Raw genomic sequence first — 21,654 nt, 5'->3', positions numbered from 1 at the left:
GCGGGAGGGGAAAAAGCAAAAACGCCCACAAGGATGACCCTGCGGGCGTTGTTAGTCTAACTGCAAAATCCTGCAATATTGCTACGGCAGATTGGCAGCGGCTCAGGCTGCCAGGCGCACAAACTCGCTGTTCAACGCAGCCAGAATCTGGCGATGGCGTTGATCCAGGTCGCTCATCTGGTTGGTGAGCTGGCGATCCATATCTTCCAGTTCTTCAATGCGGCCTTCCAGCGTATCGGTGGCTTTATGGATGCGCTTGATGCTTTCCAGCCGGCGGCGCAATTGCAGTTGATGCTCGCGCACTTGCGTTTCCATCGGCGCCATCACCGCCTTGAGCCAGTTTTCGACATCACGGTTAGCCACTTCAAATACGTACACCACACGGCTGGCGACGGTTTCGAAGAACTTGCGGGTGATGCGGCCCTGACTGGTCGTCAGCAGCTTGCCCACAGTATTGAAATGCTCGCGGAACGATTTCTCCAGCCGGGCGATTTCCTTGTGGTACTTGAGCGTGGAGAACGGTGGTGGGGTGACTTGGCCCAAGCCGTGTTCTTCGCTGAATTTCTTGTACATGGCGGCCATCATCGCCTGGATTTCGGCAACCTGCTCGGCCGAACTGGCGATATTGGCGTTGGTGTCTTTGAAGAAGCGTTCCATCGTCGAACGCAAGCCACCTTCGCCAAACGAGAACCAGCTGCGTTCCATTTCATCGCGAATACGCGCGATCTCGGCCTTGAGTGCATCCATGCCCAGCAGCGACAGCAGCTGGTTGGTTTGCTGGCTGAAAATGCTGCGCAGCGCCTGGAAGCGCACCAGGCCTTGTTCGAAATGGCGCTTGTCGGTCTGCACTTTGTCCATCATCTGCATGACCACGTCCTGGTTCTTGCCGCGCAAACGGCCCAGTTCGTCCAGTTGCTCCAGCAAGCTGGTGCGACGGGTAGACAACAAACTGCGTGTCGCCAGCACGATGTCATCGACTTCGGTGATGGTGCTGTCGCGTACGATGTCTTGCTTGGCCGGCAACAGCTCGCCTGACAGCGCCGCTTCCAGTGCCATTAGTTGCGAGCGATCCAGCAGCGCTTCGTCATGCTGGACTTTACCGACCAAGGCTTTCTGCGCGGAAACCGGGAACACGTGATTGGCGTTTACGCCCAGCAAAGTGGCGGTGCCGGTGACCTGGCGGGCGATTTCGGCATCAATCTGCGCCTGGGTTTTCAGTTCGTCCCATAGGCCATCAATCTTGTTCAGCACCACCAGACGGCCACGCGAACCAGCTTGGCTCTTGCCGATATGGTTGCGCCAGACATCAATGTCACTCTTGGTCACGCCGGTGTCGGCAGACAAGATAAACAGAATGGCATGCGCGTTGGGCAGCAGGTTCAGCGTCAGTTCCGGCTCGGTACCAATCGCGTTCAGACCTGGCGTATCCAGAATCACCAGACCTTGTTCCAGCAGCGGATGCGGGAAGTTGATCACCGCATGACGCCAGGCCGGAATTTCTACCGTGCCGTCAGCGCCAACTGCGATCACTTGATCGAGATCATCTTCATCAAACAAGCCAAAGCTCTTGGCGACTTCAGTCGACACGCGCTTGGTCTGGCCGACCTGGCCAAATGCCGCCAGCATGGAGTCGGCATTGTTGATATCCAGCTCGGTGGTGGCCCATTCGTCGCTGTAACGGCGGTATTCGCTGGTGGTGACGTTCTGCGCGCGGGTTTCGATCGGCAACAGCTGGATCGAAGGCGGACGCGAAGCATCGTAAAGAATTTCGGTCGGGCACATGGTAGTGCGGCCCGCTGATGAAGGCAGCACCCGTTTGCCGTAATGGGCAAAGAAGATGGCGTTGATCAGCTCCGATTTGCCGCGTGAGAACTCGGCAACAAACGCAATATTCAGTTTGTCGTCTTTGAGTTTTTCCAGCAGCGACTGAATACGGATCTGCGTCTGGGCGTCTTCCAGGTCTTGCTCGGACAACCAGCGCGACAATTGCGCTACGCGTTGCGACAACTGGCCACGCCATGCGCTGTAGGCCTGGAAATCTCCGGCCAGACGGTCTGTGCTATCTACATCGTTCACGGCTATCTCATCGCGGTGGAGGTAGTCGGTGCTCATCTCAATCCTCATGCCCGGTGCGGGCTGGCTGTGCGGCGGTTTTGCGCGCGCAATACTATCGTTTTTTGATAACGTGATTAATACACTAAAGCGTGGCGAATGATAATGGAATCAGTCATTTCTGGCAGTTCGGGCAGAAGAATGTTGCGCGCTGGCCCTGGCGGATTTCCATAATTGGCGAATTGCAGACCCGGCAAGGCTCGCCAGCGCGGCCATAGGCGTAGGTTTGCAATTGAAAATAACCGGTATTGCCACTGCTATCGACATAATCGCGCAGGGTAGTGCCACCCGCCGCGATGGCATCTGCCAGTGTGGCTTTGACGGCGTCAACCAGCGCGGTAATTTCGCGTTTCTTCAGTGTGGCTGCCGGTTTTTGCGGGTCGATACGTGCGCGGAACAAAGCTTCGGAAGCGTAGATATTGCCCACGCCAACGACGACATGTTGATCCATGATGACCAGCTTGATTGCGGCTTGCCGACGGGCGAGCTGCAGCTTGAGATAGTCGGCATTGAAAGTGTCGGATAAAGGTTCCGGCCCCAGACTGGCCAGCAATGGATGCGTCGCCGTTGCTTGCTCGTGCCACAGGATGCAGCCAAAGCGGCGAGGATCCCGATATCGCAAGATGCGACCGTCTTCCAGGGCCAGATCCACATGATCATGCTTTTCCACTGCGCGGGCCGCGGTCACAACACGCAGGGTGCCGCTCATGCCCAGGTGCACGATCAACGTGCCGTGCTCAAAGCCAATCAACAGATATTTGGCGCGCCGCTCCACCGAGCGCACACGTTGGCCCTGCAATGTTTGTTGCAGGTGATCCGGCACCGGCCAGCGCAGGCGCGGGTCGCGCACGGTGACGGTTTCAATGGCTTGGCCAGTCAGAATGTCGGCAATGCCGCGGCGGGTTGTTTCTACTTCCGGCAGTTCAGGCATGAAGGCGGACCAGTGAACAGAAAATTGATAGTTAGATGGTTATTCAACAGGCATATCACAATGGGCAGCGAAAATCCTCAGTGCGCGTCACCTTGCAACTTGGACTTCCCGCCAGAATTTACCTTAATATGAAGTAGTCAAAGCAATCTGTCGCCTGCGCGCTCATCTTTGCAGACGACGCCCATTCCATTACCCGCCGGACTGTGCCATGCCCCTGCCGTTTTCACGGAAGCTGATCCTTACCCCCATTTGTCTGAGCCTGTTAGTGCTGTCCGGCTGCGCATCAATGGGGCGGCCGCCGGCAGAAACCGCCGCCGTTGCAAGTGCCCCCGCTGCGGCGGCTGCACCCGATGCCAATGCCGATGGTCCTTTGCCCAATATGGAGCTCAGCGACGAGCTGGTGATGCGCTTCCTGGTGGGTGACATCGCCCTGCAACGTGGCCAGCCTGGCCTGGCAGCGCAAACCTGGAACGATCTGGCCAGGCGCACTCATGATCCACGCGTGGCCAAACGTGCGACCGAAGTCGCCATTGGCGCGGGTCAGCTCAATCTGGCCATGGATTCCGCACGCCAGTGGATCGATGCCTCGCCCAACGCCGTCGGCCCGCAACAAGTCATGCTGAGTTTGCTGCTACGTGCCAACCGCTTGGACGAAGCCAAGCCGCATCTGGAGGCGCTGCTCAAAGCCAAGCCGCAAGATGTGCCGTCGTTCTTTATGCAGATGCACATGCTGTGGGACAAAAACACAGACCGCAAAGCTGCCGCCAAGCTCACCGAAGAAGTCACCACGCCTTATCTGAATTTGCCGGAAGCGCATTTTGCTCGCGCCGTGGCGTACGCCAATATCGAGCGTGTGCCGGATGCGATCAAGGAAGTCGACGCGGCTCAGGCCATCCGCCCGGGCTGGGAGCCAGCGGTGCTCTACCGGGTGCAGTTGATGTCAGATCAGCCTGCGCAAGTACGTGTTGATTATTTGCGCAGTGCGCTGCAAAAGAATCCGGATTCGCTGCCCATCCGCAATGCGCTGGCGCGCGAACTGGTGCTGAACCGGCAAATGAAAGAAGCGCTGCAGATGTATAACAGCGTCTTGCAGGTTCAGCCCGATAACCTGGAAGCGCTGGTTGGTTCTGGCCTGGTTTCGCTAGAGCAACATGACCTGCAGACTGCAGAAATCCGGCTGAATGCGGCAGTGAAGAAAAGCCCGCGTACAACCAATAACCTGCGTATCTATCTGGGCCAGATTGCCGAAGAACGTAATAGTTACGACGATGCCATTGCCTGGTATCAAAGCGTTGAAGGCGATATGCGCGATGCCGCCAACCAGCGCTTGATCCGTTTGTATGCGCGCACTGGCAAAACCGACGCCGCTTTGGCGCTGGTCCACGAAAACGTGGCGCTGACTACCGAGCAGCAAACCCAGCAGGCATTGCTTGAGTCGCAAATCTACCGCGAAGCCAAGAATTACGACAAAGCCTATGCCGTGCTGACGGCGGCCATTGCCAAGCAGCCCAAGAATGCTGATCTGCTGTACGAGCGCTCGCTGATTGCCGATCTGCAGCACAATGTACCGGGCGCCGAGGCCGACTTGCATAAATATCTGGAGCTGCAACCAGGTAGCGCACAAGGTCTGAACGCGTTGGGCTATACGCTGGCCAACCGCACGGATCGCTACGACGAAGCCAATGGTTATCTGGAAAAAGCCGTCGCGCTGGACCCGGAAAACCCGGTGATCCTCGATAGCCTGGGTTGGCTGCGCTACAAGCAGAATCGTTTGGCCGAGGCTCGCGATTTGCTGACCAAAGCCTACAAGGCCATGCCTGATCCGGAAGTGGGCGCGCATCTGGCGGCAACGCTCTTCAAACTGGGCAACAAGAGCGACGCCCACAAGGTGCTGGCTGAAGCGCAAAAGCTGGACCCGGATAACGAATCGGTTATCGCCATCGGCCAGGAAATCGGCAAACCGTGATGCGGCGGTTTTCCACAGGGCTGTTGATTGGTGCCGTGCTGCTGCTGGCGGGCTGTGCCACGCCGCCGGCAGCGCCCAAAGCGGGTGAATTGGTCGCGACCGGCCGGGTGGCGGTAAAAGTGCCCAACGATTCGCAAATGGCCAATTTCACCTGGCGTGATGATGGCCAGCAAGCCGCGCTCGACCTGGGTACACCGCTGGGTCAGACTGTCGCCCGGCTGACCTTCACCGCTGATAGCGCAAAGCTGCAAGATTCCAGCGGCAAAGAAACGGTCGCTCAAAGTGCCGAGGACCTGCTGCAACAGCGCACCGGCTGGAATCTGCCGGTGCAGGGTATGCGCTGGTGGTTGCGTGGCAAGCCGGACCCTGCGGTGCCCGCGCAGGTCACGGTTATTCCCGACGGTGGCGTGCATATTGTGCAAAGTGGCTGGCAGATTGACGCCACTGACCTGCGTGATGCGGGTGTGCAAGGCAAGCTGCCTTATCGAGTTCATGCAAGCCGTGACGGGCTTGATCTGCGTATTGTGGTATCTGATTGGCAATGGCAACCGTAACTTCTGTGTCTTCCTCCAATTCTTCTCATTCGATGCTCTTGTCGGCTTTTCCGGTATCGGCAGAGGGCTGGCGAGCCTTTCCTGCGCCGGCCAAGCTCAATCTGTTTTTGCACGTCATTGGACGGCGCGCAGATGGCTACCATCTGCTGCAATCGGTATTCCAGCTGATTGATCTGGCCGACACCATTCATTTGCGATTACGCGATGACGCGCAGGTGATTCATCACAATCCGCTGTCCGGTGTTCCGGCCGAAACCGATCTGACGGTGCGCGCGGCCCGTTTGCTGCAACAGGAAACGGGCTATACCAAAGGCGTGGATATCCGCGTCGACAAGCGCATTCCCATGGGCGGTGGTCTGGGCGGCGGCAGTTCAGATGCGGCGACGGTGTTGTTGGCGCTGAACCGGTTGTGGGGCGTGAATCTGTCACGGGCGCAGTTGATGCGGCTTGGCTTGGCGCTGGGTGCCGACGTGCCATTTTTCATCTTCGGACGCAACGCGTTTGTTGAAGGTATCGGCGAAATCATGCAGGAAATCACCACGCCTGAAGCTTGGTATGTCGTGCTGCATCCGCCTGTGCACGTGTCGACACCAGCAATTTTTAAAGATGAACGCTTGACAAGAAACACTCCCTCCCTCAAACTGCGCGACCTCAACACCACTGCAAGCAGGAACGATCTGCAGGCGGTGGCAGTGAGTCAGCATCCGCAGATTGCTGAATTTCTGGATTGGCTAAGCCAGTTTGGGGATGCGCGGATGACTGGATCAGGAAGCTGCGTTTTCACGAAATGCGCTTCACAAAGCGCCGCGGATCGTGTAATATCCCGGCTTCCTGACGAGATGACCGGTTTTACAGCGAGGTCACTCAAGCGGCACGAGTTAAGCGAATTTGCTGATGAGTAGGTAGATCAGCAGTTTCGATAGGGGAGTCGCCAAGTTGGTTAAGGCATCGGATTTTGATTCCGACATGCGAAGGTTCGAATCCTTCTTCCCCTGCCAGTTCGAAGATAGAAAAGCGTGTACACCAGTTACACGCTTTTCGTTTTTTCAAGGCACAAAAATGGCTTACGACAGCCTCATGGTATTTACCGGCAACGCTAATCCCAAGCTTGCCGAAAGCGTCGTCAATCACCTGGATATTTCGTTGGGGCGAGCCACTGTTGGCCGCTTCTCCGATGGTGAAGTGACAGTCGAGTTGCTGGAGAACGTTCGCGGTCGCGACGTTTTCGTCCTGCAGTCAACTTGCGTGCCTACCAACGACAATATTATGGAAGTGATGCTGATGGTCGATGCGCTCAAACGCGCTTCAGCCGGTCGCATCACTGCGGCGATACCGTATTTTGGTTACGCCCGGCAGGATCGCCGCCCTCGCTCCGCACGTGTCCCGATTTCTGCCAAAGTCATCGCCAACATGTTGCAAGTAGCTGGCGTTGATCGTGTGCTGACGGTAGATGTCCACGCCGACCAGATTCAAGGCTTCTTTGATATCCCGGTCGACAACATCTACTCCACACCGGTGCTGTTGGCCGATATCCGTGCCAAGAATCACGACCAGTTGATGGTTGTCAGTCCGGACGTCGGCGGCGTGCTGCGCGCGCGTGCCATGGCCAAGCAACTGACCACCGACATGGCCATTATCGACAAGCGTCGTCCGAAGGCTGGTGTGGCCGAGGTGATGCACATCATTGGTGATGTCACCGGTCGTACCTGCGTGATCATCGATGACATGATCGATACCGCCAACACGCTGGTGAAAGCCGCGCAAGCGTTGAAAGCCCATGGCGCCGCTCGCGTCATCGCTTATGCCACGCATGCGGTGTTCTCTGGTGCAGCGGTTGAGCGCATTGTGCAGTCCGAACTGGATGAAGTGGTGGTAACAGATACCATCCCGTTGTCTGAAGCGGCCAGCCAGTGTGAACGGATTCGTGTGGTGTCGATTGCCGGGTTACTGGCAGAGACCATGCGCCGGATCAACAACGAAGAGTCCGTTTCTTCGCTGTTTGTAGATTGATCCGGTAGTACAGATTTTTACAGCGGTGAGCGGGCTGGTGCCTACTCGCCGCTTCGTCATTTGAGGGGCTTTCCCTCAAGTCCTTTGCCAGTCTGGTCGCGGGTGGCAAAGTGTTAACATGAAATGGAGCAACAACCATGTCTTACGAAATTCAAGCCCAGGCCCGCGTGGCGCAGGGTACCGGTGCGAGCCGCCGCCTGCGTAACACCGGCAAGCTGCCTGGGATTGTTTACGGTGGCAGCAAAACCCCGGTTGCGATCGAACTCGATCACAACAGCATGTGGTACACCCTGAAAGAAGAAGCTTTCCACACCGCGCTGATCAAGCTGGTTGTGGACGGCGCTACCGAACAGGTTCTGGTTCGCTCGGTGCAATACCACCCGTTCAAGCAACTGATTCTGCACGTTGACTTCCAGCGTGTTGACGAATCCACCAGCGTTGAAATGAAGGTGCCTCTGCACTTTGCAAACGCTGAAATCGCTCCTGGCGTTAAGCTGGACGGTGGTTCGATCGGTTACATCCTGAACGAAGTGCTGGTTCGCTGCTCGGCAACCAAGCTGCCGGAATTCATTGAAGTCGACCTGGGCAACATGGGCGCTGGCAATGGTTCCATCCACTTGTCCGATCTGAAGCTGCCAGAAGGCGTCGAACTGATGTCCCTGGTTCGCGGCGAAGATCTGGCAGTGGCCAACTACAATGCACCGAAGGGCAGCGATTAATTCGCAGCTGTTCTGTACGTTGTTAAAAACCGGCTGGGTTATTCCAGCCGGTTTTTTTATGCCCATACTGCCCGGTTGATCGAGCGTGCCTACCTAGACCTGACACCGTCCTGCTATTGTTTGAAAACAACATCAACAAACAATACCGAGGATGACGATGTATCAGAGCGAACAGGAAAACGATAGCCGGACCGATATCTACCAGCGATATCGCAGCAGCCCGCTGGAATGGCTGGCCTCCATGCCGGTGCTGTCACCGCGACAACGCCCACTAGTTCGTGGTGCGATGGCGCTGCTTGCGTTGGTGTTGTTTACGTATTGGCTTGGCCCGCGCTGGGGACATTCGCCGTTTTATTCCCGCAACGTGGATTTCGACAGCAACTTCAGCTTGTTGCAAGAAGTGGCATTGCCAGACGTAGCCATTGAAACCGCCCCATTGAGCACCGTCACACTGAATCTGCTCGGCAGCTGGCCTGGCTGGCGAGTGGCGCAATATGCTGATGGTCGTCATTACCTGGTGACCTTGTCCGATCATCTGGGGCAAATGCAGTGGGCGCAGCGGGTAGATCAAAAGCCGACCTGGACGGGTGACTGGCGCCTGGTGCAGCAAGACAGTGGCTGGGCGTGGTTTGGCGGCTGGCGCGTGGCGATTGCGTCACCGCAGATTGCCCAAAACAGCGCGTTGTTTCTAAGCCCGGGCGGCGATGCGCGTGTGGTGCGTCATCTGACGCTAACCCCACCCAAGTGATCTGGCCATTGCGGGTTGGCGCGCAGTGCATTGAACCCTTATCATGGCTGCTTGCCTCAAATACCTGAGCACGCGGCATCGGGCCAAAGCCTGACGTCGCGCCTGCCCGCATTACGGTCAAATCAAATACTCCATGTCTTCAATCAAATTAATCGTCGGTCTGGGTAACCCCGGGGCCGAATATGCTGCCACCCGTCACAACGCCGGATTCTGGTGGGTGGATGAACTGGCGCGCGAAGGCGGTGTCAGTTTGCGTCATGACAGCAAATTTCACGGTCTGGCTGGCAAAGCCAGGCTGCATGGCGAGGAAGTCTGGCTGCTGCAGCCGCAAACTTTCATGAATCGCAGTGGTCTGTCGGTAGTGGCGCTCGCGCAGTTCTACAAAATCCTGCCCGATGAAATCCTCGTGGTGCACGATGAACTGGATATTCCGCCCGGTCAGGCCAAGCTTAAGCAAGGTGGCGGCAATGGCGGCCACAATGGTTTGAAGGATATTCAGGCACATTTATCGACGCCCAATTTCTGGCGTTTGCGTCTGGGCATCGGTCATCCGGGTGATCGCAATGAGGTGGTCAGCTTTGTGCTCAAACCGCCGCGGCGTGAAGAGCAGGAATTGATCGACGACGCCATGGTCCGCGCCCAGAATCTGCTGCCCCGCATGCTCAAGGGCGAGATGAATATCGCCATGCAGCAACTACATACCGATGAAGGTAAACAAAGGCCACATAAGCCCGCACCATGACCTGTCTATCCATATTGATCGCCAACCCCAAAGGCGGCAGCGGCAAATCCACGCTGTCTACCAACCTGGCCGGCTATTTTGCCTGGCAAAGTGAACGGGTCGTATTGGGCGATCTGGACCGACAGCACACGGCGCGTTACTGGCTGGGCCAACGCCCGCCACAGTATCCGTTGATTGGCGATTGGGATGTGGAGGCGGATGAGTTGCTGCGCCCATCCAAAGGCGTCACGGTGGCTATTCTGGACAGTCCCGCCGGTTTGCATGGCAAAAAGCTTGAATCGGCACTCAAGCTGGTCGACCGGGTGCTGGTGCCAGTGGTGCCGTCAGCTTTCGATATGTGGGCGCTGGAAGGTTTCTTCGCCCAGTTGGCCGAAGAAAAAGCGGTACGCAAAAAACAGGTCGAGATCGGCATCGTCGGCATGCGTGTTGATCCGCGCACTCACGCCGCGCGCCAGCTGGAAACCTTCCTCGCTGGTTACGGCTTTCCGGTACTCACTTATCTGCGCAACACCCAACTGTATGTGCAGCTTCAACCCAAGGGGCTCACGTTGTTCGATCTGCCAGCAAAGCGGTTCGAGCGTGACCTTGAACAATGGCAGGCAATTCCCAAGTGGCTTCGCAACCCCGCATCCCCGTCAATCTGATCACCGGTTTTCTTGGCGTCGGTAAAACGACGGCTATTTCCCGTTTGCTGGCCGACAAGCCCGCCAACGAATTCTGGGCCGTGGTGGTCAACGAATTCGGCGAGGTGGGTATTGATGGCGCCACTTTGTCTTCTGCGGGCGAAGGTTTGCAGGTTGCCGAAGTGCCGGGTGGTTGTATCTGCTGCACCACCAGCCCGATGTTGCGGGTCAACCTCAACAAGCTGGTGCAAGGCAAGCGCCCGGATCGCATCCTGATCGAGCCGTCGGGGCTCGGCCACCCGGCGGGCATTATCGATTTGCTGCGTGACCCGTTCATGAGCGCCACGTTTGAAGTGCGCGCCGTGTTGACGCTGATGGATGCCCGGCATCCGGAAGATGCCCGCTACGCCCGCAATGAAACCTGGCGTGACCAGATCGAATTGGCCGATGTGCTGGTGATCAACAAAACGGACCTGGCTGACGCGCCGCAACTGGAACGCGCCCGGGCGATGGCCAATGCGGCCTTTCCGCCCAAAATTGCCGTGGTCGAAACGAGCCAGGGACTGATTGATCCGGACTTGCTGGATGCGCCGTTACTGGCCGAGCGCTGGCAAGAGCCGCAAGCGCACGCCAGTAGTCACAACCCGCTGGCGCCGCGGCGCAGGGCTGAAGCGCCTGTTGCGGCTGAAGTGCCGCAGGGTAATGAACCGGTGCGTAAAACCCAATCCAGCCTGGGTTCACATGCCTGTGGCTGGATTTTTACCCCGGAAACCCTGTTTGATAGCGGTGCGCTGGCAGATTTGTTTCAGGCGCTTAACCAGGCCGATGCACTCGCGTTGCAGGGCTTGTCACGCGCCAAAGGCGTGTTTCATACCGAGCGTGACTGGTATCGCTTTGACTGGGTCGACCAGTACCCGTCGGCCAACGTCTCGGCATACCGCCGTGACAGTCGCTTTGAGGTGATCGTTGAGGCCGCCGCAGCACCAGACTGGTCGCAACTGGAAGCGCGCCTGCTGGCCGCACGGATACGGCCAGGCAGTGCTGAGGGTGAGAGTGGCGCTGGCGTGCCGGTTTAACGCAAAACGGTACGAATCTGCGCCAGGTAGGTTTGCGCGGCGCTTTCCATGCCGCGCTGCTTCATGACGGTCATGTAACGGCTGACGCGTTCTTCGATCTCGGCCACGGACGTGATGTTTTCCATGTTCTGGATCATGTCATCGAGTTCGCCCGACAGATGATTCTGGTTGGTCATGTGCAGAATCGAGCGGATGCGCGCTACCTGGCCCGCACTGATGCGTACTGCGGTGGTGCCCAGCGAGACAGTCACGGCCCCGGCAACCGGCGCAGACGCGGTAACCGCGGCCACGGGCGCAGCAGCGGTGGCGGCGGACTTGGAGGGCAAAGAGCCGGCGCGCTCGATCAGGCCATCCCATTCCAGTTCCAGCAATTTATGGACGAGATCTTTTTCCGGCATGGTCATCGGCAGACCATGCGCCGGGGTCTTGCCGTCGATCATGATCAACAGTTGCCGCTGCTTGAGCGAGAGGCCACTGGCGCGGGTTTGAATCTCCGCTTGTCCTAATTCGGTCTTGCGATAAATCACGTCCAGCATTGCACTCCCCCTGGTTCTTTCCATGCGATGGAATCCGGCGCTTCTTGGGCGAGGCCGTAATTCATAAAAAGCTGATGCTTGGCAAACAGGGTTTTTACTGCAATCGGGCGGTAACGGAAAGGTGATATGGGGATTTGTGATTTGAATGAGACAGACGACCGCCAATCGGCGGAGAGCGGCATCACAGTAGCGGATGTTTGCTGCGCGCAATAAAAAAGGCGGATTCGAAATCCGCCTTTTTTATTGATACTGAAACGACATGCAAACGGCCTACAGTCCGCCGTACGAATGCAGGCCAGACAAGAACATGTTCACACCGAGGAAAGCGAAGGTCGTGACGACCAGACCAATCACCGACCACCAGGCCAGCACGTTGCCGCGCCAGCCCTTGACCAGACGCACGTGCAACCACGCTGCGTAGTTCAGCCAGACGATCAACGCCCAGGTCTCTTTAGGGTCCCAGCTCCAGTAGCCGCCCCAAGCATCAGCCGCCCACGCCGCACCGAGGATGGTGGCAATGGTAAAGAACAGGAAGCCGACCGACACCGCCTTGTACATCACTTCGCCCAGCGTTTCGTAGCTCGGCAAACGGCTGGCCAGTACGCCTTTGGATACCAGCAGTTGCGCCACACCCAGCATCGCCGACAGGGCAAAAGCGCCGTAGCCGATAAAATTGGCGGGCACGTGTATCTTCATCCACCATGATTGCAGCGCCGGAATCAGCGGCTGGATTTCATGCGCGCCGCGATCCAGCGAATACCACAGGATGAAGCCGACGGCGGCGGTGATGACCAGCAACACAAAGGCACCCATCGCACGCGCTTTGAAGCGAGCTTCGTAATACAGGTACATCAGCGTGGTAATCAAACAGAACAGGATGAACACTTCGTATAGATTGGAAACCGGAATGTGCCCGACATCCGAACCAATCAGATAGCTTTCGTACCAGCGCACCAGCATGGCGGTCAGCGCGGCCAGCGCCGCGGTCCAGGTCAGGCCCGAGGCAATGGACAATGCCGTGCCGGAACGCGACAGCATCCCTACCCAGTACAGCACGGTGGCGATCACATAGAGCACGCACATCCACATCACGGCCGACTGGCTGGCGAGGAAATACTTCAGCAGGAACGAATGCTGCGCCGTCGCCAGATCACCGTGGTAACTGGCAGTGCCGATCAGCGCCAGCACCGCGGCGGCGGGCAAGAAATAACGCATGGCGGGCCAGAACCAGCCGAACCAGACAATGCCAATGGTCGCGCCGAGCAAAATGCCGTGCTCGTAGTAATCCATGTACTGGCCATAGCGGGCGTAGGCAATGCCGCCCGCTGCGATCATCAGGATCGCAAACACGAAATCCAGCGGCGAGCGCCGGGAAAGGGGGAGCGTCATCATGTCGCGGACTCTTCATTTTTGGGTGCAGGAAGCAACGCGGTGCGGTGCTGTTCAAACGTTTTGCTCAGGTCGCCCGAGCGACGGTTGCCAGTCAGTGCGAGCAAGGTGCTGTCTTTTGCGGCACGCAACCACACGCGTTCTTCGCGCAGATAGAACATGCAGAATATGCCAATGACAAGCAGGATGGAACCGAAGAACACAATCTGTTTGCCGGGCGAGCGGGTAAGCTGGAAACCGCTGGATTTCACCTCGGTAAAGCCAGTCATCTGGATATACACGGGCGAGCCATATTCAAAGAAACCGCTGGTGGCCACCAGGCTGTCCATCAAGAACCGGTACTGATTCTGGTCAACTGCCAGAGGCGGCAGACTGGCGCGTTCCTGGGCGATATCCATGGCATCGACCGTCGCACCTTGCAGAATCTTCAGATAGGTTTGTGCCACTGGCTGACGCTTGTCTTCCGGTACTTTCTGGCGAATGAACTGGTCAATGCGCGCGAAGCCACCCTGGGCAAACTGGTTCAGGATGGTTTGCGTTACCGCCTGGAATTCATCGCGCTTGGTGGCCGAGAAACCGCCATTCTGAAAAGCCTTGTCGGTGGTGCGCTTGGCGATCTCGGGCCACGCTTGCGGGTCCATCATTACATTGCGCAAGCGCATGTAGGTGTCGACCTTGGCATCGTTATCCAGCGGAATGCGCACGTACTGGAACGAGGCGCCAATTTCCTTGCGTACGCCGGTCAGCAGATACAGCGCGCCGTCATCCAGAAACGGCGCCATGTAATTCTGGAATTCCACAGCCTGGCCAGACGAATCGCGCAGCTTGAACTGGATGGTGGGGCCGAGATTGCGCACATTGTGGCTGGATTTCACCGATTGCGACGACGCCAGCGCTTGTTCCAGCTTGCTGACGGCCACTGCGGATGTATCCGCCCCGGCATCCTTGCCCATGTTCTCCACGTTGTTCACGCGCAGATCGCCGAACTCCAGCGTGTATTGCTTGTTGTCATCCAGCGTGATGTTCTGGGTGCTCTTGGAGCGGGCCTCAAATTTTTGCGACGCCGCCCGGTTCAGATGCCAGCCAGTCAGTTGCAGCGGCGAGCCACCATCGCCAAAGCTGGCCTGGTAAATGGCAATGCCGTCGTAAACCAGCGGTTTGTTGACCTCAACGGTGCCGCTTTTCACCACTTTGCCCGATTGCCGATCAAGTACATCGATATCCGACGCAAAGCGCTTGGGCATGCCGGTGCTGTAGTAATCAACCTGGAATTGCTTGAGGCGAATGGCAAACGGCAGGTCTTGAACAAAGTAACCTTCGCCCGAGTTCAGAAACACCACGTCGCCCACTGAGCCTTCCGGCAACGTGACATTGCCGCGGAAAGACAGGTTTCCCGCATCCAGCCGGCTTTGTGCGGGCACCTGGCTTTGCGGGATATCGCGCAGTTCGGCGGTTTTGTTGCCGACAATCTCGCGCAGTTTGAGCGGCAGATTGCCGTCGATCAAACCACCAATACAGATCACCACGATGGCGGCGTGCGCAAAGAAATAACCCAGGCGCTGGCCCACGCCTTTTTTGGCGGCCAGCATCCAGGTACCTTCGGTTTCCAGTATCCGCCAGCGATAACCAGCTTGTTTCAGATAACTCTGCGCGGCTTCGCGATCAACCGCGCCGGTGCTCTCGGCGTGGTGAGCCATCAAGCGCAAGGAATTGCGGGTGGCATGTTCACGATAGCTGCGAATGTCGCGCAGCATGCCTGGTGTATGGCGCCAGATGCACAGCGAGGTAGAAATGACCAGGAACGCCAGAATCAGCAAGAACCAGCCCGCATGGTAGACATCGAACAAACCCAGTGGCTTGAAGATGCCAAACCAGAACTCGCCGAACTCGATGCGGTAATCGATGTACTGCTCACCTTGCTTGAGCACGGTACCGATAATCGATGCGATCGCCAGTACCGTCAGCAGGCTGACGGCAAAACGCATGGATGAAAAGAGTTCGAACAGGGCGCGGCTGAACGAAACGTGGCGAGGATTGCGGGTGGCTGTCTGAGTCATAAAGCAAAAGAGGGGCGGTTGTCCGCCCCTCTAGAGTAGTGTGCCTGGGTTAAGATTGCATGGCACCGGGTAAATCAGTGCAGTGACTGGATGTATTCGGCCACGGATTTGATTTCCTGGTCGGACAGGCGTGCCGAAATATCGTTCATGGCCGGGCCATTGGTGCGATCCCCCGAGCGGAACAGGTTCAGCTCGGTAATGATATATGCCGAATGCTGACCAGCCATGCGCGGATATTGCACTGGCATGCCAGCGCCGCTTGGGCCGTGACAGGCCATACAGGCTGGCACATTCTTGGCTGCAATGCCGCCGCGATAGATTTTTTCGCCAGCTGCGATCAGTACTTTGTCCGATGCGCCACCGTCTTTCGGTTTTTGCGTGCTGAAGTAAGCAGCCACATTGTGCATGTCGTCATCCGACAATTGCGAGGCCATACCCAGCATGACCGGGTTCTTGCGCTTCTGCGTTTTGAATTCGGTCAGTTGCTTGTAGATGTATTCGGGATGCTGGCCAGCCAGTCTTGGATTGGCCGGGACGACACTGTTGCCATCCGCGCCGTGACAGGCGGCACATACCTTGTCGACGATTTCCTTGCCTTTTGCAGGATCGCCTTTGGCTGTTGTGGCGGCGAAAACGCCGGTGCTCATCATCGTCAGTGCAGCAAACAGGGCTGCGACGGGCGCAACGCGCATAACTAGCTCCCTTATGAATTTTGGTATGCCCGTCGGCGTTTAAGGCCGGGCGACGGATCAAATCCTGATATTCTATATCAAGACCAAATACCAGACTACACACCATGTCGCTGTTTCGCGGACTCCGCTTCCTGACCACTGTTAATGAACTTCGTATGTTGCCGGTTGATGGCATCGAAGTTGCCTTCGCCGGGCGCTCCAACGCCGGTAAATCCAGCGCGATCAATACGCTCGCCAATCACACCCGTCTTGCCTACGTATCCAAAACGCCGGGCCGGACACAGCATATCAACTATTTCGAGTTTGGGGATGGGCAACGCAGGCTGGTTGACTTGCCCGGCTACGGCTATGCCGCCGTGCCTGCCGCGGTGCGCAATCACTGGGAAGGGCTGCTTGGGCGTTATCTGAAAGAGCGCGAAAACCTGATCGGTCTGGTACTGATCATGGATTGCCGCCGCCCGCTCACCGAACTGGATCGACGCATGCTGGACTGGTTCTTGCCCTCGGGCAAACCGGTGCACTGTCTGTTGACCAAATCCGACAAGCTTTCCACCCAGGAAAAAACCAACGCCTTGCGTGGCGTGCTCAAGGAATTTGAAGGAAATCCGCAAGTTACCGCGCAGCTTTTCTCCAGCTCCAAGAAGCAAGGTGTCGAAAATGTCGAAAAAATCGTCGGTGCCTGGTTCGATGCTTTCACCATCCAAGTGACGGACGGTGAATAGCATTCCTTGAACTTTGCGCGAAGCTTTCTATTCTGATAGCTGGGTGCGCCCCTGCACCTCCCGCTTTTCCTCCCTGAGCGGGTGCCTTGGCTAAATGCCAAGGCGTATTACACCCCGGTCATTCTCCCCTTGGGCCGGGGTTTCTTTTTTTCTATGCCAACGTCATTAAGTTTGTGTGAAACGCGCCAGACGGCCTTGCATAAACGGGTGGCGACCTGGCGTCTTGGACCTGCAGATTGATTCATCCGGCTACTGATTCTGCATAATGGATCAGTCGGGTCGCTTGCCGGAGGGTGCTGTGTCCACTTTGCGTGCCATTCAGGCAGATATCACCACACTTGCTCTGGATTGCATCGTCAATGCCGCGAATGAATCACTACTTGGCGGTGGCGGCGTAGACGGCGCAATTCACAGTGCGGCTGGCCCGCAATTGCTGGCGCAGTGTCGTACGCTCCGTGGTTGCGCTACGGGAGAGGCGAAAATCACTGGTGGTTTTAGGCTGCCTGCACGCTATGTGATCCACACCGTTGGCCCGGTCTGGCACGGAGGCAATGCGGGCGAAGCAGAATTGCTGGCCGCCTGTTATCGCAATAGTCTGGCGCTGGCCGCGACGCACCATATACAGAGCATCGCCTTTCCCGCCATCAGCACCGGGGTTTATGGCTATCCGCTGGCCGCAGCCACTGATATCGCCGTGCGCAGTGTGCGCCAAGTGATGGGCCAGCCAGATATGCCACAAGAGATCGTGTTCTGCTGTTTTTCAGAGCGGGACTTGGCGGTTTACCAGGCGGCCTTGCTGCGCCAGGACTGAGTTGCCGGCGTTATCCTGCAGCGGCCTCAATCAGTGTCGGGAACGCCATAAGCGGTCAAAATGTAGTCGTATTGATCCGGTGCCAGCTGTTGCGCCACATAGGGCTGCAACAAGGCCACGCGCGCAGCGTCCAGCATGTACGACAACTTCATGTCCGGATCGGGTTTGTCTTGCTCATGAGCGAACAAACCGTAGAGAAAAGTTGTGGAGATCGACGCAGCAACGGGCACGTGGCCAATAAAGGCGCCTTCCATCCCTTTGCCCCAAACCTCAATAGTGCGAACAATCTTCATGGATTTGCGCCAGCGCGCTGCAGGTGAACTGGCACAAGCCAGCCGCAAATTATAAACCGACCGCCTTGCCGCCCGCGATCAATTGCAGTTCGGGCCGATTGCGTCGGGTGCGGTTGGCTACCAGATCGGCATCGGCGGCCAATAACAAGTCTTCCGCAGTGTCGGCCTCGCTGCGCAACTGCGCCAGGCCCCATTCCAGTTCGAAATCCACCACGCGGCCATCCGGCATTTTCACCACGTGTGCCGGTTTGCGTGCCAGCAACCGTTTCGCCACCACGTGCCCGCCGGAAAGCTCGCTATCCATCAGTACCAGTGCGACTTCGTTATCCGAGAAACGCCCGACCAGATCGAAATCGCGCACATTGGAGCGGCAGAGTGTGGCCAGTTGCTTGAGCGCCAGATCGCGCGCCAGCGGGCCATAGTTTTGTTCCAGCAATTCCATACGCTCAATGGCAATCAGCAGAATGCAGATCGCTGCATGGGTGCGATGAGCGCGGTTGATGGTGGCGGTGGTTTCGGTCAGAAAGCGGTCACGGGCACTCAGGCCGGTTTGCACATCCAGCCCCGCGCGGCTGGCCTGCTTGCTGATGAAACTGCGGTGCTCTATACGCACCAGATTCCAGCCGATCACGGCAGCAATGGCAATGGCCCAGCCGGCGGCGGCCAGAAACCAGACAAAAGAGACAGGAACACTTGGCATGGGTACAAACTCACTTTATCCAGACGGAATATCTGGATGGCATATCAAGTTAACAGTGTAGCGTGCCCGGAGCGATCCGCCAGTGCCGTTGGCCTGCTAGAATGCCGCCCATGCCGAATATTCTGATCGTTCGCCTTTCTTCTATGGGTGATGTCATCAACGCCATGCCTGCCGTGACTGACATGGCGCGGGCTCTGCCTGGCTTGCAACTGGACTGGGTAGTGGAAGAAAGTTTCCAGAGCCTGCCGCGTTTGCATCCAGCGGTAGCGCAGGTGATTCCGGTCGCGCTGCGGCGCTGGCGCAAAGCGCCATTCAGCGCGCAAACCTGGCGTGAGTTCAGTGCCGCCCGAGCGGCTTTGCAGGCCAAACCGTACGATTTGATTCTGGATGTCCAGGGCCTGCTCAAGAGCGTGTTCTTTGCCCGCATGGCCAATGGCCCGATCGCCGGCCCGGACCGCAGCAGCGCGCGTGAAGCGCTGGCCAGCTTTGCCTATCAATACAGCTATCCGGTGGTATGGCAGCAACATGCCATCCAGCGGGTACGCAAGCTCTCGGCGGCGGCGCTGGCTTATCCGCTGCCCGATAAAATCGATTACGGTTTGCCGCGCCCAAAAGTGGAGTTGCCGTGGCTTAAACCGCAGCCGTATGTGGTGCTACTCACCGCCACCAGCCGCCCCGAAAAAGAGTGGCCAGAACCGCACTGGATTGCTTTGGGCACGCGCTTTGCCGAGCGTGGTCTGGCCTGCGTGCTGCCTTGGGGCAGTGCGCCGGAGCGCGAGCGGGCAGAACGTCTTGCCGCTGTTATTCCCGGAGCGCAGGCCGCACCGAAGATGGCGCTTGATGCTGCTGCCGCCTTGTTGGCCGATGCGCGAGTGGTGGTGGGAGTCGATACCGGGTTGGCTCATCTGGCTGCGGCCATGGCCACGCCGGTAGTCGCGGTGTTCCTGGCATCAGACCCCGAACAGAACGGCGTGCTGGCATCTACCTACGCGGTGAATGTTGGCCACGATGGTGCTTCGCCTGATGTCGAGGCCGTCTGGCAAGCAGCCACGTCGGGCATGCGCTCATGATCCGCGCGTTGTATTCGCTGCTGCTGTGGCTGGTCACACCCATTGTCATGCTCTATTTATGGCGCCGGTCATTCAAACAACCGGCCTATCGCCAACATTGGCGAGAGCGCTGGGGTTTGTTTGGCGCGTGCAGTGCGAATACGCAGCCCGTGATCTGGTTGCATGCGGTATCGGTAGGTGAGGTCCGTGCCGCAGCGCCTCTTATCAAAGATGTGATGCAGGCGTGGCCGGATCATCGCGTTTTGCTCACCTGCATGACGCCGACCGGTCGCGAAACCGCACACGAACTATTGGGCGAAAGCGTGCAGATCGCCTATCTGCCTTATGACTACGCTGGCGCCACGCGTCGCTTTATCCGCCATTTCAAGCCGGTTTTTGGCTTGCTGATGGAAACCGAAATCTGGCCCAACCTGGTTCATGTATGCCGTGCGCGTGGCGTGCCGTTATTTTTGGTCAATGCCCGCCTTTCTGAAAAATCCGCTACCGGTTACCAACGTTGGCGCTGGCTGGCGGCACCCGCTTTTGCCGAGCTAACCGGGACCTTTGCCCAAAGCGCCGCCGATGCTGAGCGCTTGCGCGCACTGGGTGCACGCAATGTGGCCGTGACCGGCAACGTGAAATTCGACTTTGAACCGGCGCCAGCCAAGGTAGAGCACGGTCAAGCCTGGCGCGCAGCGCTGGGTCCGCGTTCGGTATTGCTGTTTGCTTCTAGCCGCGAAGGCGAAGAAACGCTGCTGCTGGATGCGCTGGAGCTGGCGCAATTGCCAGCCAATACCCTGTTGGTGATCGTGCCGCGCCATCCGCAACGCTTTGATGAAGTGGCCGCCATGCTGGCCATGCGTGGCGTGGCGTGTCTGCGCCGCAGTGAGTGGAATGAACACGATATTGGTGACGCCCAAGTGTTGCTCGGCGATAGCATGGGCGAGCTGACGGCCTGGTACGCCTTGGCTGATGTCGCCATTATTGGCGGCTCGATTTTGCCATTTGGTAGCCAGAATCTGATTGAAGCGTGCGCCGTGGGCACGCCCGTGGTGATTGGGCCGTCCACTTTCAATTTTGCTGAAACAGCGCGTATTGCTGTCGATGCCGGGGCGGCTCGCCAAGGCAAAGACGCTGTGGAAGTGGCCCGGCTGGCCGTCCAACTGCTGCAAGATGATGCGGCTCGCAGCGCCACCAGCCAGGCAGGGCTGGCGTTTGCCGCAGCGCATCGCGGTGCCACCGGGCGTGTGCTCAAACAACTGGCCGAACAACTGGCGGTGCCGACAGCCACTGGCAAGCCGTAATCCGACCATTAATTGCGCAGGCGGTCGGGCATACCATCACGTTTTACGCGCCGCCAGGATGCTTGCCATGCTTAACCGGTTCTCTGACCGTCACGCCGGATTCGATGATCCAGTTTCTCTGCTGCTGGCCTGCCATGAACGGGTACGCCATTATCTGGGCTTGCTGCAAAAGCTGTCCGCCCTTTTACCGGTAAATGGTTCGGATGCCCAGGCGCAAGACGCTGCCAAAGCCATCCTGCGTTACTTTGATGTTGCCGCGCCGCTGCATCACCAAGACGAAGACGACGATCTGTTCCCCCTGTTGCAGCAGCGCGGCGATCCGCAACTGCAAACAACCATCCTGACCTTGCAGAATGAGCATCCGCATTTGCACGCACAGTGGGCGGCGACGCGGAGCCTGCTGCTTGCCATTGCGGCTGGCGAGGCTGTGTTGCTTGATCAGGCCAGGGTGGATGCGTTTGCGCAGCAATATGTGACTCATGCCGGGCGCGAAGAAAATGAAGTCTATCCACAAGCCGCACACTTGCTGAGTGAAGCAGAGCGCGAAGCAATGGGTCGCAATATGGCTGCCCGGCGCTCAGTGGCACCCGTGGTGATTCGCTGATCTTTGTGATCTTGGG

General features: G+C 57.8%; 22 protein-coding genes and 1 tRNA gene. 15 read left to right on the top strand and 8 right to left on the bottom strand.

What is annotated here, in order from left to right; genetic code table 11:
* Nucleotides 1-102: 102 nt before the first annotated feature.
* Together P4L78_RS09485 and mutM are read right to left on the bottom strand one after the other, a co-directional pair.
* Nucleotides 103-2,112, bottom strand: coding sequence for a dynamin family protein (locus P4L78_RS09485; RefSeq protein ID WP_283147697.1), 2,010 nt, complete (start codon nucleotides 2,110-2,112; stop codon nucleotides 103-105).
* 115 nt (nucleotides 2,113-2,227) lie between these two features.
* On the bottom strand, nucleotides 2,228-3,043 hold the full coding sequence (gene mutM, locus P4L78_RS09480) for a bifunctional DNA-formamidopyrimidine glycosylase/DNA-(apurinic or apyrimidinic site) lyase (protein WP_283147698.1): 816 nt from the start codon (nucleotides 3,041-3,043) through the stop codon (nucleotides 2,228-2,230).
* 286 nt (nucleotides 3,044-3,329) lie between these two features.
* Between mutM and P4L78_RS09475 the strand changes: the two genes are divergently transcribed.
* The 10 genes from P4L78_RS09475 to P4L78_RS09430 all read left to right on the top strand — a co-directional run bounded on the left by P4L78_RS09475 (nucleotide 3,330) and on the right by P4L78_RS09430 (nucleotide 11,481).
* The gene (locus P4L78_RS09475) at nucleotides 3,330-5,009 is read left to right on the top strand and encodes a tetratricopeptide repeat protein (RefSeq protein WP_309327775.1); all 1,680 of its coding nucleotides are present in this window, start codon (nucleotides 3,330-3,332) and stop codon (nucleotides 5,007-5,009) included.
* Nucleotides 5,009-5,563 (top strand): lipoprotein insertase outer membrane protein LolB, encoded by a 555-nt coding sequence (gene lolB / locus P4L78_RS09470; protein WP_283151434.1) that lies wholly within the window; start codon nucleotides 5,009-5,011, stop codon nucleotides 5,561-5,563. The genes P4L78_RS09475 and lolB overlap by 1 nt, the downstream gene beginning before the upstream one ends.
* Nucleotides 5,564-5,595: 32 nt before the next feature.
* Nucleotides 5,596-6,465, top strand: coding sequence for a 4-(cytidine 5'-diphospho)-2-C-methyl-D-erythritol kinase (gene ispE / locus P4L78_RS09465; RefSeq protein WP_309327817.1), 870 nt, complete (start codon nucleotides 5,596-5,598; stop codon nucleotides 6,463-6,465).
* A 19-nt stretch (nucleotides 6,466-6,484) separates the two neighbouring features.
* Nucleotides 6,485-6,561 (top strand) — tRNA-Gln (locus tag P4L78_RS09460).
* A 61-nt stretch (nucleotides 6,562-6,622) separates the two neighbouring features.
* Complete coding sequence (locus P4L78_RS09455; RefSeq protein WP_283147700.1) at nucleotides 6,623-7,573, top strand: ribose-phosphate pyrophosphokinase; 951 nt, start codon at nucleotides 6,623-6,625, stop codon at nucleotides 7,571-7,573.
* Nucleotides 7,574-7,710: 137 nt separating this feature from the next.
* Nucleotides 7,711-8,292 carry a 50S ribosomal protein L25/general stress protein Ctc gene (locus tag P4L78_RS09450; RefSeq protein WP_283147701.1) on the top strand — a complete coding sequence of 194 codons (582 nt, stop codon included), beginning with the start codon at nucleotides 7,711-7,713 and terminating at the stop codon, nucleotides 8,290-8,292.
* Nucleotides 8,293-8,449: 157 nt separating this feature from the next.
* Nucleotides 8,450-9,040, top strand: coding sequence for a hypothetical protein (locus tag P4L78_RS09445; RefSeq protein ID WP_283147702.1), 591 nt, complete (start codon nucleotides 8,450-8,452; stop codon nucleotides 9,038-9,040).
* A gap of 133 nt (nucleotides 9,041-9,173) precedes the next feature.
* On the top strand, nucleotides 9,174-9,782 hold the full coding sequence (gene pth, locus P4L78_RS09440; RefSeq protein ID WP_309327773.1) for an aminoacyl-tRNA hydrolase: 609 nt from the start codon (nucleotides 9,174-9,176) through the stop codon (nucleotides 9,780-9,782).
* Nucleotides 9,779-10,426, top strand: a complete 648-nt coding sequence (locus tag P4L78_RS09435) for a ParA family protein (RefSeq protein ID WP_283147704.1) — start codon at nucleotides 9,779-9,781, stop codon at nucleotides 10,424-10,426. The genes pth and P4L78_RS09435 overlap by 4 nt, the downstream gene beginning before the upstream one ends.
* A complete protein-coding gene (locus P4L78_RS09430; protein WP_309327771.1) occupies nucleotides 10,393-11,481 on the top strand; it encodes a CobW family GTP-binding protein in 1,089 nt (362 codons plus the stop codon). The genes P4L78_RS09435 and P4L78_RS09430 overlap by 34 nt, the downstream gene beginning before the upstream one ends.
* Here P4L78_RS09430 and P4L78_RS09425 read toward each other — a convergent pair.
* From P4L78_RS09425 to P4L78_RS09410, 4 genes are all read right to left on the bottom strand, one after another.
* Nucleotides 11,478-12,041 carry a hypothetical protein gene (locus P4L78_RS09425; protein ID WP_283147706.1) on the bottom strand — a complete coding sequence of 188 codons (564 nt, stop codon included), beginning with the start codon at nucleotides 12,039-12,041 and terminating at the stop codon, nucleotides 11,478-11,480. The genes P4L78_RS09430 and P4L78_RS09425 overlap by 4 nt on opposite strands.
* Nucleotides 12,042-12,287: 246 nt before the next feature.
* A complete protein-coding gene (gene ccsB, locus P4L78_RS09420; RefSeq protein ID WP_390901491.1) occupies nucleotides 12,288-13,409 on the bottom strand; it encodes a c-type cytochrome biogenesis protein CcsB in 1,122 nt (373 codons plus the stop codon).
* The gene (locus tag P4L78_RS09415; RefSeq protein ID WP_309327769.1) at nucleotides 13,406-15,463 is read right to left on the bottom strand and encodes a cytochrome c biogenesis protein ResB; all 2,058 of its coding nucleotides are present in this window, start codon (nucleotides 15,461-15,463) and stop codon (nucleotides 13,406-13,408) included. Before P4L78_RS09415 ends, ccsB begins: the two co-directional genes overlap by 4 nt.
* A 74-nt stretch (nucleotides 15,464-15,537) precedes the next feature.
* Entirely contained in the window at nucleotides 15,538-16,155 is a 618-nt protein-coding gene (locus tag P4L78_RS09410) for a c-type cytochrome (RefSeq protein WP_309327767.1), read from the bottom strand.
* A 104-nt stretch (nucleotides 16,156-16,259) separates the two neighbouring features.
* Here P4L78_RS09410 and yihA point away from each other — a divergent pair, with 104 nt between their 5' ends.
* Entirely contained in the window at nucleotides 16,260-16,877 is a 618-nt protein-coding gene (gene yihA / locus P4L78_RS09405; RefSeq protein ID WP_283147709.1) for a ribosome biogenesis GTP-binding protein YihA/YsxC, read from the top strand.
* A gap of 298 nt (nucleotides 16,878-17,175) precedes the next feature.
* Nucleotides 17,176-17,688, top strand: a complete 513-nt coding sequence (locus tag P4L78_RS09400) for an O-acetyl-ADP-ribose deacetylase (protein ID WP_309327765.1) — start codon at nucleotides 17,176-17,178, stop codon at nucleotides 17,686-17,688.
* A 26-nt stretch (nucleotides 17,689-17,714) separates the two neighbouring features.
* Here the strand turns inward: P4L78_RS09400 and P4L78_RS09395 are convergent, their stop codons facing one another.
* Both P4L78_RS09395 and P4L78_RS09390 read right to left on the bottom strand, forming a co-directional pair.
* Complete coding sequence (locus tag P4L78_RS09395) at nucleotides 17,715-17,981, bottom strand: hypothetical protein (protein ID WP_283147711.1); 267 nt, start codon at nucleotides 17,979-17,981, stop codon at nucleotides 17,715-17,717.
* Between the two features lie 49 nt (nucleotides 17,982-18,030).
* Nucleotides 18,031-18,681, bottom strand: coding sequence for a diguanylate cyclase domain-containing protein (locus P4L78_RS09390; protein WP_283147712.1), 651 nt, complete (start codon nucleotides 18,679-18,681; stop codon nucleotides 18,031-18,033).
* A 110-nt stretch (nucleotides 18,682-18,791) separates the two neighbouring features.
* Between P4L78_RS09390 and waaC the strand changes: the two genes are divergently transcribed.
* The 3 genes from waaC to P4L78_RS09375 all read left to right on the top strand — a co-directional run bounded on the left by waaC (nucleotide 18,792) and on the right by P4L78_RS09375 (nucleotide 21,638).
* Nucleotides 18,792-19,751 carry a lipopolysaccharide heptosyltransferase I gene (gene waaC / locus P4L78_RS09385; protein WP_309327763.1) on the top strand — a complete coding sequence of 320 codons (960 nt, stop codon included), beginning with the start codon at nucleotides 18,792-18,794 and terminating at the stop codon, nucleotides 19,749-19,751.
* Nucleotides 19,748-21,034: a lipid IV(A) 3-deoxy-D-manno-octulosonic acid transferase gene (gene waaA / locus P4L78_RS09380; RefSeq protein WP_309327761.1), complete on the top strand. Its 1,287-nt coding sequence runs from the start codon at nucleotides 19,748-19,750 to the stop codon at nucleotides 21,032-21,034. Before waaC ends, waaA begins: the two co-directional genes overlap by 4 nt.
* 67 nt (nucleotides 21,035-21,101) lie before the next feature.
* On the top strand, nucleotides 21,102-21,638 hold the full coding sequence (locus P4L78_RS09375) for a hemerythrin domain-containing protein (RefSeq protein ID WP_283147715.1): 537 nt from the start codon (nucleotides 21,102-21,104) through the stop codon (nucleotides 21,636-21,638).
* Nucleotides 21,639-21,654: the final 16 nt, after the last annotated feature.

Source organism: Silvimonas sp. (assembly GCF_031291215.1).
Taxonomy (GTDB): domain Bacteria; phylum Pseudomonadota; class Gammaproteobacteria; order Burkholderiales; family Chitinibacteraceae; genus Silvimonas; species Silvimonas soli.
Note: the sequence above shows the minus strand (reverse complement) of the source record. Positions and strands in the feature narration are given on the sequence as shown.

Excerpts from the sequence above, each read along its gene's own strand:
- P4L78_RS09485 (WP_283147697.1), bottom strand. The coding sequence starts at position 2,112 with ATGAGCACCGACTACCTCCACCGCGATGAGATAGCCGTGAACGATGTA.
- mutM (WP_283147698.1), bottom strand. The coding sequence starts at position 3,043 with ATGCCTGAACTGCCGGAAGTAGAAACAACCCGCCGCGGCATTGCCGAC.
- P4L78_RS09475 (WP_309327775.1), top strand. The coding sequence starts at position 3,330 with ATGGGGCGGCCGCCGGCAGAAACCGCCGCCGTTGCAAGTGCCCCCGCT.
- lolB (WP_283151434.1), top strand. The coding sequence starts at position 5,009 with ATGCGGCGGTTTTCCACAGGGCTGTTGATTGGTGCCGTGCTGCTGCTG.
- ispE (WP_309327817.1), top strand. The coding sequence starts at position 5,596 with ATGCTCTTGTCGGCTTTTCCGGTATCGGCAGAGGGCTGGCGAGCCTTT.
- P4L78_RS09455 (WP_283147700.1), top strand. The coding sequence starts at position 6,623 with ATGGCTTACGACAGCCTCATGGTATTTACCGGCAACGCTAATCCCAAG.
- P4L78_RS09450 (WP_283147701.1), top strand. The coding sequence starts at position 7,711 with ATGTCTTACGAAATTCAAGCCCAGGCCCGCGTGGCGCAGGGTACCGGT.
- P4L78_RS09445 (WP_283147702.1), top strand. The coding sequence starts at position 8,450 with ATGTATCAGAGCGAACAGGAAAACGATAGCCGGACCGATATCTACCAG.
- pth (WP_309327773.1), top strand. The coding sequence starts at position 9,174 with ATGTCTTCAATCAAATTAATCGTCGGTCTGGGTAACCCCGGGGCCGAA.
- P4L78_RS09435 (WP_283147704.1), top strand. The coding sequence starts at position 9,779 with ATGACCTGTCTATCCATATTGATCGCCAACCCCAAAGGCGGCAGCGGC.
- P4L78_RS09425 (WP_283147706.1), bottom strand. The coding sequence starts at position 12,041 with ATGGAAAGAACCAGGGGGAGTGCAATGCTGGACGTGATTTATCGCAAG.
- ccsB (WP_390901491.1), bottom strand. The coding sequence starts at position 13,409 with ATGATGACGCTCCCCCTTTCCCGGCGCTCGCCGCTGGATTTCGTGTTT.
- P4L78_RS09415 (WP_309327769.1), bottom strand. The coding sequence starts at position 15,463 with ATGACTCAGACAGCCACCCGCAATCCTCGCCACGTTTCGTTCAGCCGC.
- P4L78_RS09410 (WP_309327767.1), bottom strand. The coding sequence starts at position 16,155 with ATGCGCGTTGCGCCCGTCGCAGCCCTGTTTGCTGCACTGACGATGATG.
- yihA (WP_283147709.1), top strand. The coding sequence starts at position 16,260 with ATGTCGCTGTTTCGCGGACTCCGCTTCCTGACCACTGTTAATGAACTT.
- P4L78_RS09395 (WP_283147711.1), bottom strand. The coding sequence starts at position 17,981 with ATGAAGATTGTTCGCACTATTGAGGTTTGGGGCAAAGGGATGGAAGGC.
- P4L78_RS09390 (WP_283147712.1), bottom strand. The coding sequence starts at position 18,681 with ATGCCAAGTGTTCCTGTCTCTTTTGTCTGGTTTCTGGCCGCCGCCGGC.
- waaC (WP_309327763.1), top strand. The coding sequence starts at position 18,792 with ATGCCGAATATTCTGATCGTTCGCCTTTCTTCTATGGGTGATGTCATC.
- waaA (WP_309327761.1), top strand. The coding sequence starts at position 19,748 with ATGATCCGCGCGTTGTATTCGCTGCTGCTGTGGCTGGTCACACCCATT.
- P4L78_RS09375 (WP_283147715.1), top strand. The coding sequence starts at position 21,102 with ATGCTTAACCGGTTCTCTGACCGTCACGCCGGATTCGATGATCCAGTT.